Annotated in this window: 12 protein-coding genes; all 12 read right to left on the reverse strand. The window is 33.7% G+C overall.

From position 1 onward, the window contains the following. Nucleotides 1-564: 564 nt before the first annotated feature. The 12 genes from ACNQGH_RS17985 to ACNQGH_RS18040 all read right to left on the reverse strand — a co-directional run bounded on the left by ACNQGH_RS17985 (nucleotide 565) and on the right by ACNQGH_RS18040 (nucleotide 13,148). Nucleotides 565-2,529 (reverse strand): polysaccharide biosynthesis protein, encoded by a 1,965-nt coding sequence (locus ACNQGH_RS17985; RefSeq protein ID WP_417957393.1) that lies wholly within the window; start codon nucleotides 2,527-2,529, stop codon nucleotides 565-567. A 157-nt stretch (nucleotides 2,530-2,686) separates the two neighbouring features. Continuing rightward, nucleotides 2,687-3,826, reverse strand: coding sequence for a DegT/DnrJ/EryC1/StrS family aminotransferase (locus tag ACNQGH_RS17990; RefSeq protein WP_417957394.1), 1,140 nt, complete (start codon nucleotides 3,824-3,826; stop codon nucleotides 2,687-2,689). 36 nt (nucleotides 3,827-3,862) lie between these two features. Beyond that, a complete protein-coding gene (locus ACNQGH_RS17995; protein ID WP_417957436.1) occupies nucleotides 3,863-4,426 on the reverse strand; it encodes a sugar transferase in 564 nt (187 codons plus the stop codon). A gap of 117 nt (nucleotides 4,427-4,543) precedes the next feature. Beyond that, nucleotides 4,544-5,497 carry an MraY family glycosyltransferase gene (locus ACNQGH_RS18000; RefSeq protein WP_417957395.1) on the reverse strand — a complete coding sequence of 318 codons (954 nt, stop codon included), beginning with the start codon at nucleotides 5,495-5,497 and terminating at the stop codon, nucleotides 4,544-4,546. A 75-nt stretch (nucleotides 5,498-5,572) separates the two neighbouring features. Beyond that, entirely contained in the window at nucleotides 5,573-6,442 is an 870-nt protein-coding gene (gene rfbA, locus ACNQGH_RS18005) for a glucose-1-phosphate thymidylyltransferase RfbA (protein ID WP_417957396.1), read from the reverse strand. Between the two features lie 18 nt (nucleotides 6,443-6,460). After that, a complete protein-coding gene (gene rfbB / locus ACNQGH_RS18010; RefSeq protein ID WP_417957397.1) occupies nucleotides 6,461-7,507 on the reverse strand; it encodes a dTDP-glucose 4,6-dehydratase in 1,047 nt (348 codons plus the stop codon). Nucleotides 7,508-7,597: 90 nt separating this feature from the next. Continuing rightward, entirely contained in the window at nucleotides 7,598-8,452 is an 855-nt protein-coding gene (gene rfbD / locus ACNQGH_RS18015; RefSeq protein ID WP_417957398.1) for a dTDP-4-dehydrorhamnose reductase, read from the reverse strand. Nucleotide 8,453: 1 nt separating this feature from the next. Further along, nucleotides 8,454-9,005: a dTDP-4-dehydrorhamnose 3,5-epimerase gene (gene rfbC, locus ACNQGH_RS18020; RefSeq protein WP_417957399.1), complete on the reverse strand. Its 552-nt coding sequence runs from the start codon at nucleotides 9,003-9,005 to the stop codon at nucleotides 8,454-8,456. A gap of 180 nt (nucleotides 9,006-9,185) precedes the next feature. Beyond that, nucleotides 9,186-10,124 carry a GDP-L-fucose synthase gene (fcl, locus tag ACNQGH_RS18025; protein ID WP_417957400.1) on the reverse strand — a complete coding sequence of 313 codons (939 nt, stop codon included), beginning with the start codon at nucleotides 10,122-10,124 and terminating at the stop codon, nucleotides 9,186-9,188. A 188-nt stretch (nucleotides 10,125-10,312) separates the two neighbouring features. Beyond that, complete coding sequence (gene gmd / locus ACNQGH_RS18030) at nucleotides 10,313-11,425, reverse strand: GDP-mannose 4,6-dehydratase (protein ID WP_417957401.1); 1,113 nt, start codon at nucleotides 11,423-11,425, stop codon at nucleotides 10,313-10,315. A gap of 19 nt (nucleotides 11,426-11,444) precedes the next feature. Further along, nucleotides 11,445-12,338: an NAD-dependent epimerase/dehydratase family protein gene (locus tag ACNQGH_RS18035; RefSeq protein WP_417957402.1), complete on the reverse strand. Its 894-nt coding sequence runs from the start codon at nucleotides 12,336-12,338 to the stop codon at nucleotides 11,445-11,447. Next, nucleotides 12,339-13,148 carry a glycosyltransferase gene (locus tag ACNQGH_RS18040; RefSeq protein WP_417957403.1) on the reverse strand — a complete coding sequence of 270 codons (810 nt, stop codon included), beginning with the start codon at nucleotides 13,146-13,148 and terminating at the stop codon, nucleotides 12,339-12,341. Nucleotides 13,149-13,158 lie beyond the last annotated feature (10 nt).

Genomic DNA, 13,158 nt, shown 5'->3' on the forward strand with positions numbered 1-13,158 from the left:
AGCCAATACAAAACGAGATTTACGAAGGGCTGGTTAAACAAAAACGTATAGCTGCCGTCAAACGAATGATGAAAAACTCAAACATTTCATTTGAAGAATTAGGTATAACTTAAAAACTACTGAATAGATGGTTTCTCTGAAGAATTAGGCAATATATTATTGTGAAAATCAGTATGTTATATAATTCCTTATAATAAGTTAGATAGAATAGGGTGTACACCCTATTCCGGGCAAAGCAAACATACTGCCAATGCTTTAGAAATCGGAAGAAGAATCCAGCATCAGAACGCTAGTGTACACTTTTACTGCTATAGGTACTAGTATAGCAGCTTAAAAAAACATACAAAACTTCCTTAGGTAACGTGTGTTTTGTTCAGACCAAAATCATGCTTTTTTTAACAAAAATCACCTAAAAATGAAAAACACCAACCTTGAGCAAATCAAAATTGGTGTTTTTTTATTTATTCTATTGAAATCTGAGCTTACTTCTGAATGTGTCTAAACAAAAAAAGTCGAAAAGAATAGTTCTTTACGACTTTTTTTTTAACGCTCTAAAAGCAATTGTTAGTTGTCTAATAATTCAAAACTGGAATTCATACTTTTAAACTCCGGTACAATTTTTTTCATTTTCATTACGATGTGATCGTTTTCATGGTGATTGGCAGCCTCTATCAGCTCCTCAATATCAGTATTAAGGTCTTCAAATTCATCTAGAATTTCTTCTGAAATCATAATTTTTTCGTGGTAAGTAGGTAATGTTTTTGAGGTATCATTAAGCAGTTCTTCATATAATTTCTCTCCGGGTCTTAATCCGACAATCTGTATTTTGATTTCTTTATCTGGAATAAATCCAGCCAGCTTAATCATCTTTTTTGCCAAATCAATAATTTTCACCGGTTTTCCCATATCAAAAATATAAATCTCTCCACCATTCCCCATCGCTCCCGCTTCTAAAACTAATTGACAGGCTTCCGGTATGGTCATAAAATACCTAATGATATCAGGGTGGGTAATCGTAACCGGTCCCCCATCAGCTATTTGTTTGGTAAACAAAGGGACTACAGAACCATTGGAACCTAAAACATTTCCAAAACGAGTGGTAATAAATTTTGTAGCATTTTTTTCCTCTTCATTCTTATTTTTTAATTGCAAGGATTGCACATATTTTTCGGCTATTCTTTTGCTGGCTCCCATTACATTACTGGGGTTTACTGCTTTGTCAGTAGATACCATCACAAATTTTTTAACTTTGTACAAACAAGACAAATCAGCAAGATATTTGGTCCCCTTTACATTCGTAAGAATTGCTTGACTAGGATTTTCCTCCATAAGCGGCACATGTTTATAGGCTGCTGCATGAAAAACCACCTGAGGTTGATAGCGTTTAAAAACCTTGTTCATGGCTATTTTATTTCTTACATCAGCGATAACATTATGAATTTTTATATTGGAATCCAGATTTTGCAATTCTAAACAAAGATGATGTAAAGGTGTTTCAGCCTGATCTAAAATAACGACTTTTTTTGGATTAAAAACTAATACCTGACGTACAATTTCACTCCCAATAGATCCTGCAGCACCGGTAATAAGTATGGTTTTATCTTTAAGCTGCTTAGAAATCAATTTACTGTCTAATACAATGGGCTTTCTTTCCAGTAAATCTTCAATTTGAATGTTTTTTACTTTTTTGGAAATTTCTTTTTGATTTTCCCAATCGGAAATCAATGGTACCGTATATACAGTGTAATTGAATTCTAAACATTGGTCAACAATAATTAATTGTTCTTCTTTTGACAAACTTTTATCGGCAATAATAACCGCTTGGGCATTAACGGAACGCATTAATGGTGGTAGCTTTTTCTTTTTAATTAATATTGGCAAATCCAACATGCGTTTAGTTGCATTTTGGTTGTTTTTATCAACAAATCCTACAATTTTAAATCGGGTAGGTGTCTCAAATTTTAAAGCGTTGGCAACTGATATGGCATTAGCATCCGTACCATAAATAATCGTTCTAATTAATTTATTTGTTCCTTGTTCTGAAAAATAAAACTCAAAAGTTTGCTTAATTATAACCCGGTACAAGAATAACCCGCAAAAAGAAAGCACTATATTGATAAAAAAAGCAGTATTTAAAAAAGCTTTATCGCCATACAACAACTCATACCCAAAATTAAAAAAAAGAAATATGACAAGCACTGCCATTTGTGAAAACAAAAGCTTAACCGCATCAATATAAGAAGAGTGACGAATAATTCCGGAATAGGTCCTAAACAACCAAAAAAAGAAAATATTAACCGTAAAAAAAGACCCTATGAATAAAAAACTATGTGGTGTAATTATATAGTCTAATCCTGTTCCTTTAAATATTAGAATAGTAAAAAAAAACGACAAAACTAAAACTGAAAAATCTATCATAATAATAATCCATCTGGGCAGATAGCTCAAATTATGAATATTAAATTTCAAGTTTTCTCTTGAAAAAAAATTAGAGTTTATAGGCGATGAACCAGAGTTAGTATCACTCAAAATAATGTTTTTTAAAGATTACTGTTTTTATTAAAAACAAAAATAACAATTAATTAATAGATAAAGGGAAACAAAGCAATCCAATTTAATTTTTAAAAGCAATTAAACAACAAAACTGAATCATGTCATCTTTTTTTTAGAAACAGCTTCTTCATTTCTATTTCCAAAACAATTGTAAGATTACGGATTTTATACGGTTACAATCATCCGGAGACATATTAGAACCTGATGGTAAACAAAGTCCATTATTAAAAAGGGTTTCGGCAATTTGATTGCCATAATAAGGGTAGTTGTAAAAGACAGGTTGTAAGTGCATGGGCTTCCACAAAGGTCTAGACTCAATATTTTCTGCTTCCAATGCCCATCTTAAGGTTTCTCTTGTAACCCCATTGGTTTCCAAAGGATTTATTAGAATAGTACTCAACCAATAATTAGAAAAATGATTAGCATTAGGGACTTTAAAAACGGTAACTCCTTCAATATCTTTAAATACTTCGACATAAAATTCATGCATGCTTCTTCTTAAGCCAATATGATGATCCAAAACTTCCATTTGTCCGCGTCCGATACCCGCACAGATATTACTCATTCTATAATTGTACCCTATTTCACTATGCTGGTAATGCGGTGCTACATCTCTGGCTTGTGTCGCCAAAAAAATGGCTTTATCTTTTAGTTCTTTCGAATGAGTTACTAACGCTCCTCCTCCAGAAGTAGTTATGATTTTACTTCCATTGAAAGAGAAAATCCCAACATCCCCAAAAGTACCGCATCGTTGTCCCTTGTAGCTACTTCCCAATGCTTCGGCGCTATCTTCAAGAATGGAAATGGAATACTTATCGGCAACCGCTCTGATCTCATCAATTTTATACGGAACCCCATACAAATGAACGGTGAGTATTACTTTGGGCTTTTTACCTTTTGCAATAGTATCTACAATAGCTTCTTCAAGTGCAATGGGACACAAATTCCATGTTTCCGATTCACTGTCTATAAAGACCGGAGTTGCACCCAAATATAAAATTGGATTGGCTGAAGCTGAAAAAGTCATACTCTGACAAATTACGATATCTCCCGCCTGCACTCCCAAAAGAATTAATCCCAAATGAATGGCTGCCGTACCAGAATTTAAAACGGCAACATGACACGAGCCTAAATAGGCCTCTAAATCTTGTTCGAAACAATCTATGTTTGATCCGACTGGAGCAATCCAATTCGAATCAAATGCTTGCTGTATGTATTTCAGTTCGCTCCCTCCCATATGAGGAGCCGAAAGCCAAATTTTATTTTTATGCATCTTCTAAAAAATAAAAACGATGGAAATCGTATTTTGCTAAATTAAGAAAAAAATCACTCTTAGATTCTGGTCATAACATTCAACTATTTGCTTTATTTTTTTCAAAAAAAAAAAAACAAAGCAAATAGTTTTCAAAATAATGGTGATATCTCCCCAAAAACTTCGATGATAATAATAGTCTAAATTCAGTTTTACTTTATCCGAAAAAATTACACTGTTGCAAGCAGTAGGTGATGTCTGCTTTTCTAACAAACACCCCTCTTTGCTATATTTTAAAGAGGCTAAACTGGTTAATCCAGGTTTTAATTCCAATATTTTACGATTTTCACCTTCTAACAAATCATAATAACCTGGCAAATCTGGTCTTGGACCTACTACACTCATTTCTCCTTTTAAAACATTAAAGAATTGCGGCAACTCGTCTAATTTATAGCGACGAAGTACCTTACCTATTTTGGAAATACGGACTTTTTCCGAATAGGGTAAAACTTGAATCGTGCGGAGTTTATAAATTTTGAATAGCGCACCAAATTGACCAATCCGCTCTTGGATGAAGATTCCACTAGTACGTGTATCTATTGCTGCAAGCAGCCAAGAAATTAATACAACCCAAAAAAATAAGAGAAGTGAAAGAGGGAGAAAATAATATCAAAAAAACGTTTTATCATACCTTTTAAAGTATTTTATTGTAGATTAAAATACAAGTAAAAAAACGTATTACAAATTTCTCAGAATCATTTTACGAATAACAAACTTTCGGACTAGTAAATAAATAAAAGTCAGTACTAGTAAAAATCCCCCTATAAAGAATAGGGTTAAATATCCTTTGATATCCATATAAATAATAAATCCATTTATTCCTACTTGAAATCCTGCATAAATTAAGGAAACTAAAATATGAGAATAGCCCATTTCATTGGCCAAATACTGATACAAATGAGAACGGTGTGGTTGAAATATATTTTCTTTTTTAAGTAATCTATTCACGATGGTAATAATGGCATCAATCCCATAAACGGAAAAGAAAAGAATATAGCCAAATTGCCCCGAATCAATAATAGTCTTTATCATAAAATAGCCTAAAAAAAGTGCCATACTAATACTACCAACATCCCCTGCAAAGGTTTTTGCTTTTTTTCTAACATTAAATATCCCAAAAGCAAAACAAGACAATCCCATAGTAATTAGCAATGGCAAACTGGCTTTGTTAATGGATAAAAAAGAAAAACTAACGATAGCCGTTAATGCATATAAAACGGTTATTCCATTAATACCGTCCATAAAATTAAAAGCATTTACCCAACCTATTAATAATACAAACACAATAGGAAGCAGCCAAATCGGTTCAAAAAATAAGTGTAACTCGTAAAAAACCAAACCAACGGCTATAACATGTGATACAAATCGAGGCAACTGGGATAACGGTTTGATATCGTCAATAAAACTAACAACCGCTACCAATACTACTGCCAGTGCTATTGACCAGGAAACATATCCCAGAAAAAAAGCGAGACTAATCGCTATTGGAAAAATAATACCACCGCCTCTTAAAGTAACGGAAGTATGAGACGATCTACTATTGGGTTTATCGATTATATTGTATTTATCTGCAATTTTGAAATAAATAAGTTCAATACCAACCAATAAAATAATTAATGTAATGTATACCATATTTTAAACTATGTGTAATCCGGAAATCTACTATCTAAATTCAGTCTAAAACTTGAACGATGCTACCTAAAACACTTACAACTTGTGCTTCAATAAGCTCAAAAGATATTCGCCATAGCCCGATTTTTTCAAAGGATCAGCCAGGTCTTTTAGTTGTTGCTCAGTAATAAAACCTTGCCTCCAGGCAATTTCTTCAATACAACCGACCTTCAATCCCTGACGTTCTTCAATAACCTGAACAAATTGTCCCGCCTGCATCAAGCTATTAAAAGTTCCGGTATCTAACCAAGCGGTCCCTCTACTTAAAATTCCTACTTTCAAAGCTCCTTTTTCTAAATACACTTTGTTCACATCAGTAATTTCATATTCTCCACGAGCACTGGGTTTGATATTCTTGGCAATTTCCACTACTGTATTATCATAAAAATACAAACCAGGCACCGCATAATTTGATTTCGGCTCCACTGGTTTTTCCTCAATAGAAAGCGCTTTAAAATTAGAATCAAATTCAACAACACCATATCGTTCAGGATCTGAAACGTGATAAGCAAACACAACCCCACCTGCCGGATTAGTATTGGACTGTAACAACTCATCCATATTGGAACCAAAGAAAATATTATCCCCTAAAACTAAGGCTACACTATCTTTTCCGATAAATTCTTCCCCAATAACAAAAGCTTGCGCTAAACCGTTAGGAATAGCTTGTTCAGCATAACTGAATTGACAACCTATTGTATTTCCGTCTCCTAATAATTTTTTAAAATTAGGCAAATCATGTGGGGTTGAAATAATTAATATTTCATTGATCCCTGCCATCATTAAAGTAGATAACGGATAATAAATCATAGGTTTGTCATACACCGGCATCATTTGTTTACTCATTGCCAATGTTAAAGGATGCAAACGGGTTCCTGAACCCCCAGCTAATATAATTCCTTTCATATTATTTTTAGCTTTTGATTAGTTATATTGTTTTTCGTAATACGTAGCATATTCCCCTGAAGTAATATTATTCAACCAAGTTTGATTTTCCAGATACCAGTTTACGGTTCTTTCCAATCCCTGCTCGAAAGTAACGGAAGGCTTCCATCCCAACTCTTTGTTTATCTTACTGGCATCAATAGCATAGCGCAAATCATGTCCTGGACGGTCTTTTACATAAGCAATCAATTGCTCGGATGTCCCTGGCACTCTTCCCAGTTTCTCATCCATTATCTTACAAAGCAACTTTACCAAATCAATATTTTGCCATTCATTAAAACCGCCAATGTTATAAGTGTCATGATTGACACCTTCATGGAAAACTAAATCAATCGCCACGGCATGATCTTCTACAAAGAGCCAATCACGGGTGTATTTCCCATCACCATAAACGGGCAAAGGTTTGTTTTGAATGATATTATTAATAAATAAAGGAATCAATTTTTCCGGAAAATGAAAAGGACCATAATTATTGGAACAATTAGTTAACACGTAAGGTAAACCATAAGTTTCGCCATACGCTCTGACAAAATGATCAGAACTGGCTTTTGAAGCCGAATAAGGCGAATTAGGATCATATGCAGTGGTCTCGGTAAATAATCCTTCTGCACCTAAGCTTCCATACACCTCATCGGTACTGATGTGGTAAAAACGCTTTCCTTCATAATTATTTTGCCAAATAGCCTTAGCAGCATTCAATAGATTCATGGTTCCAATGACATTTGTTTTCACAAAGGATAATGGATCAGTTATAGAACGATCCACATGTGATTCGGCAGCCAAATGCAAAACACCATCAAATAAATGCTCCGCAAATAATTGATTAATAAATTCTGCGTCAACAATATCTCCTTTTATAAAAGTGTAATTAGGGGCCGCCTCTATATCAACAATGTTTTCTAGATTTCCTGCATAAGTTAGTGCGTCTAAATTAAAAATTTGATATTGTGGATACTTGTTTACGAAACGCCTTACTACGTGGGACCCAATAAAACCGGCTCCACCTGTTATTAAGATTTTTTTCATTTGTATATTTTTATTACTTATCAGTTTGAGTGATTTTATAAAATAGCAAAAGCATTTTTATAAAAATTATATCGAGCACTGGTGAAACCTTTAACCTGTAACCTGTATGCATTTTTTCAAACTTTCTTTATATTCTGGCACTATAACTCCAAAAGTGTTTTTTATTTTGCTTTTATCCAATAAAGAATACTGTGGTCGTTTTGCAGGAGTTGGATAATTAGAGGACGATATTCCAATAATTTTACAGTCAAAATTACCAATTTCCTTTATCGCCAAAGCAAATTCATACCAGCTGATTTCCCCTTCATTGGAAAAATTATAAATACCTGCTTGCCAATTATTATGTGTTAGTATTGTCATAATGGCTTGCGCTAAATCCGCTGCATAAGTAGGGCTCCCAATTTGATCATTTACCACATTCAAACTATCTCTTTCTTGCATTAATTTCGACATAGTTTTTACAAAATTGTTGCCAAAGCTAGAATAAACCCACGAGGTTCTTATAATAATTGAATCTGGATTTTCTTGCAAACAAGCCTTTTCCCCTGCTAATTTTGTAATGCCATACACATTAATGGGATTGGTTTGAGCAGTTTCGGTCAATGCTATTGCAGCACTTCCGTCAAAAACATAATCTGTAGAAACATGTATTAATTGACACGCATTCGAATGACTCCATTTAGCAAGAACAGCTATCGACTGATGATTTAAAACATCTGACAATTCAACTTCCGACTCCGCTTTGTCAACTGCCGTATGCGCAGCACAATTTATAATTATCTGAGGATTAATAGTGCTTAGGTCAGATTCCAAATTTGTTAAATCACATAGATCGAGTTCCTCTCTGTCTGTAAAAACCCAATCAAATTGATTATAATTTTTTGATAATAATACTAATTCTGAGCCTAATTGCCCTTTTGCTCCTGTTACTAAAATTTTTTTCATATTATTCAAAAATCCAATCGATTTGATTAAAATTAGGCAATATCAAATCCTTTTCAGAAACAATAATCTCCCCTGGATTTACTTGCCAATCAATAGCTAAAGTAGCGTCATCATAACGAATCCCTCTTTCGCTCTCCTTGTGATACAATTGATCTACTTTATAAAGTACCGAAGCGGTTTCACTCAAAACTGAAAATCCATGAGCAAATCCGTGAGGCACCATCAATTGTTTTTTATTGTCTGAACTTAAAAGCACACTAAAATGTTGTCCGTAAGTAGATGAGTTTTTACGTAAATCTACTGCTACATCCAGAATTTCTCCTTGCAGTACTCGTACTAACTTCGCTTGAGCAAAAGGATTAATTTGCAAATGCAATCCTCGAATCACCCCACGTTTGGAGAAAGATTGATTGTCTTGTATAAATTGATAGTTGATTCCATTTTCATGGAATTTAGTCTGATTGTACGCTTCAAAAAAATAGCCTCTCGAATCTTCAAAAACTGTCGGAGTAATGATTACTAAATCTTCTATAATTGTTTTTTCAATGATCATATTATTATTTTATATTTCTAACTATCCCTTATTTTCAACCTGTTTTATCATCCGTGGTCTATTTACCATATGTAAACACATTTATAACCATTAGTTTTTAATTTTATTTTCACAATTTCAATTGATTTTCTACAGAAAATTGTATCGAAAAGAAGAAAACTAAGAATTAAGAAGAGCATATTATTCGAGGGACCAGTCATAATCTTTTATTTCCTGATATACTTTTTGAATGCCTGCTTCCAAACTAATTTTCGCTTTCCAACCCAATCTATTCAGTTTAGAAACGTCCATCAATTTACGAGGTGTTCCATCTGGCTTTGTAGTATCTGTCAAAATTTCTCCTTCAAAGTCAACTATTTTCTTTACTAATTTAGCTAAATCAAAGATAGAAATATCTTCTCCGATTCCAATATTAACCAATCCAGCTTCATCGTAATTTTCCATTAAAAAAAGGCACGCCTCTGCCAAATCATCGGCATGCAAAAATTCTCGCTTTGGACTACCAGTTCCCCAAATGGTCACAGCTGCATCTCCATTGTGTTTCGCTGTTATAAACTTCCGCAACATGGCAGGCAAAACATGCGAATTATTAAGGTCATAATTATCATTTGGCCCATATAAATTAGTTGGCATTACCGATATAAAATCGCAGCCATATTGATCCCTGTATGCATCACACATTTTGATGCCCGCAATTTTAGCAATTGCATAGGGTTCATTAGTAGGTTCTAAAACTCCCGTTAATAAATAATCTTCTTTCAGAGGCTGTGGCGCTAACTTTGGATAAATACAGGAGGAACCAAGGAACATCAATTTCTTAACTTTATTCGCATAGGCTTGATGGATCACATTATTCTGAATCATCAAGTTCTCGTAAATAAAATCGGCTTTATAGGTATTATTGGCGACAATCCCACCAACCTTTGCGGCGGCCAAAAACACGTAATCCGGTTTTTCTTGTATAAAAAAGTCAGCAACTGCCTGTTGATTTCTCAAATCCAATTCTGCTGAAGTACGCAATACAAAATTACTGAATCCCTGCGCTTGCAAAGCCCGAAAAATGGCAGAACCTACCATACCCCTATGACCTGCAATATATATTTTACCGTTTTTGTTCATATTTTATTTATTTTGTAAATGAAATAACAATAATATTTGTAATCTGAAATGTAATATCTTTAAAAACAACACGATCGATCTTTGTCTAAAAAACACTCCCAGTGACATTTTTAGTGTATCTAGAGTTCGTCAGTTCTTGTGTTTTTTATAAAAATGCGATAGCTTTTTTTGTATCGAGAAACGAGGACCTATTCAAATTGGTTTTTGATAAAATAACCTGCTTCTTTTAACATTTTCTCTTTTTGAAAATGCTCTACATCTGAAGCCATCATTTCTTTAACCAACATAGGTAAGTCGTACTTGGGTTTCCATCCTAATTTTGTATTAGATTTGGTTGGATTACCAATTAACAAATCTACTTCAGTTGGACGGAAATATTTATGATCTACCGCCACTACTTCTTTTCCTATTTCAATTTGATAATCACGATTAGAGCAAGAAACCACATATCCTTTTTCCTCCACTCCCTCTCCTTTAAATTCAATAACAATTCCTACTTCAGAAAAAGACATACGCACAAAATCACGAACAGTAGTCGTAACTCCGGTAGCAATCACATAATCTTCAGGTTCCTCTTGCTGCAAAATCAACCACATTGCTTCTACATAATCTTTGGCATGACCCCAATCGCGTCTAGCATCAAGATTTCCTAGAAATAAATTATCTTGCAATCCCAAAGCCATTTTAGAAACCGCTCTCGTAATTTTGCGAGTTACAAAAGTTTCTCCCCGCAAAGGACTTTCATGATTAAACAAGATTCCATTACAAGCAAACATACCATAAGCTTCCCTATAATTCACAGTAATCCAATAGGCATACATTTTAGCAACTGCATAAGGGGAACGTGGGTAAAATGGAGTAGTTTCCGATTGCGGAACAGCTTGCACCAATCCATACAATTCCGAAGTTGACGCTTGATAAATTTTTGTTTTTTTTGTCAAACCTAATATACGCATCGCCTCCAACAAACGCAATGTCCCAATACCATCTGCATTAGCAGTATATTCTGGAGTATCAAAACTTACTTTGACATGACTCATTGCTCCTAAGTTATAAATTTCATCCGGTTGCACTTCTTGGATAATACGGATTAAGTTAGTGGAATCACTCAAATCACCATAATGTAATTTGAAACGAACATTTTTTTCATGTGGGTCTTGATACAAATGATCAATACGATCCGTATTAAACAAAGAACTACGACGTTTAATCCCGTGAACTTCATACCCTTTTTTTAATAATAAATCGGCAAGATACGCCCCATCTTGGCCAGTGATTCCTGTTATAAGAGCTATTTTCATTTTTATGATTTTAATATTTTTATTTTTTAAACGACCCAAAAGTTTTCAGTAATCCATCCTTTGCCGAAACTGGTAAAGGTTTCCCAATTGCCTGCATGACTTTCCCATTACTTACAATATAATTCTCCGTTAATTTTTCCAACCGTTCTGAATTTAAAGGTAAATGGAAATAATCCCCTAGTTTTGAAATTGACTTTAAAAAAGAAGAATTAACAATCCAAATATCGCTTTTGCGACCAAGACTAACTCCCAACAATCTAATTAATTCATTGGTTGAGACCGGCTTATCATCGGCTGCTTGATAGATGCCAGAAGGAATCGACTCATTTTCCAATAATTCTTTAACTATAAAACAAAGATTTTCAATACTCAAAAAGGAGCGTTGATTCTCAAAAGCCCCTAAAGGCCACGGCAAACCTTTGGAGACCAATTGATATAATAAATTTAAATTCCCTTTGTTTCCTGGCCCATGAATCATACATGGTCTAAGAATATAAACTCGTTTTTCTTTTGGAATTTCTTTACCTAGAATATATAGTTCTGCTTGATGCTTGGCAATTCCATAATGCGTTTTGGGATTTGGAACTTGATCTTCAAGCAAAATTCGATTTACAACATCTGTTACGGCTTTTACAGTACTCATAAATATAAAAACCGGGGCTTTTGAAACTAAAAAAGCATCAAACAATTGCTTGGTCAACTCAAAATTGGAGTCATAATACTCCTTCGGAATAGAAACCTTCTTTAAATCATGCGCTTTACCAGCTAAGTGAATAAAAGCATCATCTATTATCTGGAACTCTTGATTGGTTTTGTAGCGAACACTCATAGGTGTCACTTCATGTTCTGTTTTTAGATAATTTTGAAGATTCATTCCAACAAATCCCGTCGCTCCTGTAATTGTTATTTTCATTTACTTAAATTGAGCTAAGGCACGTTTATTTATTTCTTTTCTATCCGAATCAAAAAACCATCCCCATTTATTAAAATAGACAATAGCCGAATTGATGAAAATTTTAAATAGTTTACTACTCTTATTAGCACCCGAATCATACCCATGATAAACTGAAACTTCAGGAAAATAAATAGTCTTGTATTTGACATGCATTCTTCTAGACAAATCCCAATCTTCAAAATACATAAAATAAGTATCATCATAAAAACCAATTTCTTTGATAGCCTTCAAATTAAGCAAAGTAAAGCATCCAGATAAAATAGGTGCGTTGTAGATTAATTCTTTAGGTACTTTACGAAGTTCATATTCATTAATAAACTTTTGGTAGGCCATCTCAGGTTTTTTTATTTTACGCCATAATATATTCAAAGGACTTGGCAATAGCTTTGGCAAGTTTTGAACCGTACCATCCAAATTTAATATTTGGGGCATCATCATACCTATAGTTGTATCATTTTTCATGTAATCAATCATAGGAGAAATGACATCACCCTCAAAATAAATATCGGGATTGATAATAAAATGATAATTTGAACCTGAATCTATCGCATTTTTGATGGCTTTATTGTGAGCTGCTCCAAAGCCTGGATTGGTTGGATTATGGATGTAAATTATTTTATCACTCGAGCATATGGAAATCAATCTATCTGATAAGGAATTATCAACAATGAAGATTTTAGCTAATTTAGAAACAGCCAAACAGCGCAACAATCTAGAAATTTCATCAAAATCATTATTATATAAAACAACTGAAGCAGTAATATTCATTTATAATAAT

This window comes from Flavobacterium kochi (assembly GCF_048286715.1).
In the GTDB taxonomy this organism is placed as follows: Bacteria; Bacteroidota; Bacteroidia; order Flavobacteriales; family Flavobacteriaceae; genus Flavobacterium.

Coding starts and splice junctions, on each gene's coding strand:
- ACNQGH_RS17990 (WP_417957394.1), bottom strand. CDS start 3,826: ATGCATAAAAATAAAATTTGGCTTTCGGCTCCTCATATGGGAGGGAGC.
- rfbA (WP_417957396.1), bottom strand. CDS start 6,442: ATGAAAGGAATTATATTAGCTGGGGGTTCAGGAACCCGTTTGCATCCT.
- ACNQGH_RS18035 (WP_417957402.1), bottom strand. CDS start 12,338: ATGAAAATAACAATTACAGGAGCGACGGGATTTGTTGGAATGAATCTT.
- rfbC (WP_417957399.1), bottom strand. CDS start 9,005: ATGATCATTGAAAAAACAATTATAGAAGATTTAGTAATCATTACTCCG.
- ACNQGH_RS18000 (WP_417957395.1), bottom strand. CDS start 5,497: ATGGTATACATTACATTAATTATTTTATTGGTTGGTATTGAACTTATT.
- fcl (WP_417957400.1), bottom strand. CDS start 10,124: ATGAACAAAAACGGTAAAATATATATTGCAGGTCATAGGGGTATGGTA.
- gmd (WP_417957401.1), bottom strand. CDS start 11,425: ATGAAAATAGCTCTTATAACAGGAATCACTGGCCAAGATGGGGCGTAT.
- ACNQGH_RS18040 (WP_417957403.1), bottom strand. CDS start 13,148: ATGAATATTACTGCTTCAGTTGTTTTATATAATAATGATTTTGATGAA.
- rfbD (WP_417957398.1), bottom strand. CDS start 8,452: ATGAAAAAAATTTTAGTAACAGGAGCAAAAGGGCAATTAGGCTCAGAA.
- rfbB (WP_417957397.1), bottom strand. CDS start 7,507: ATGAAAAAAATCTTAATAACAGGTGGAGCCGGTTTTATTGGGTCCCAC.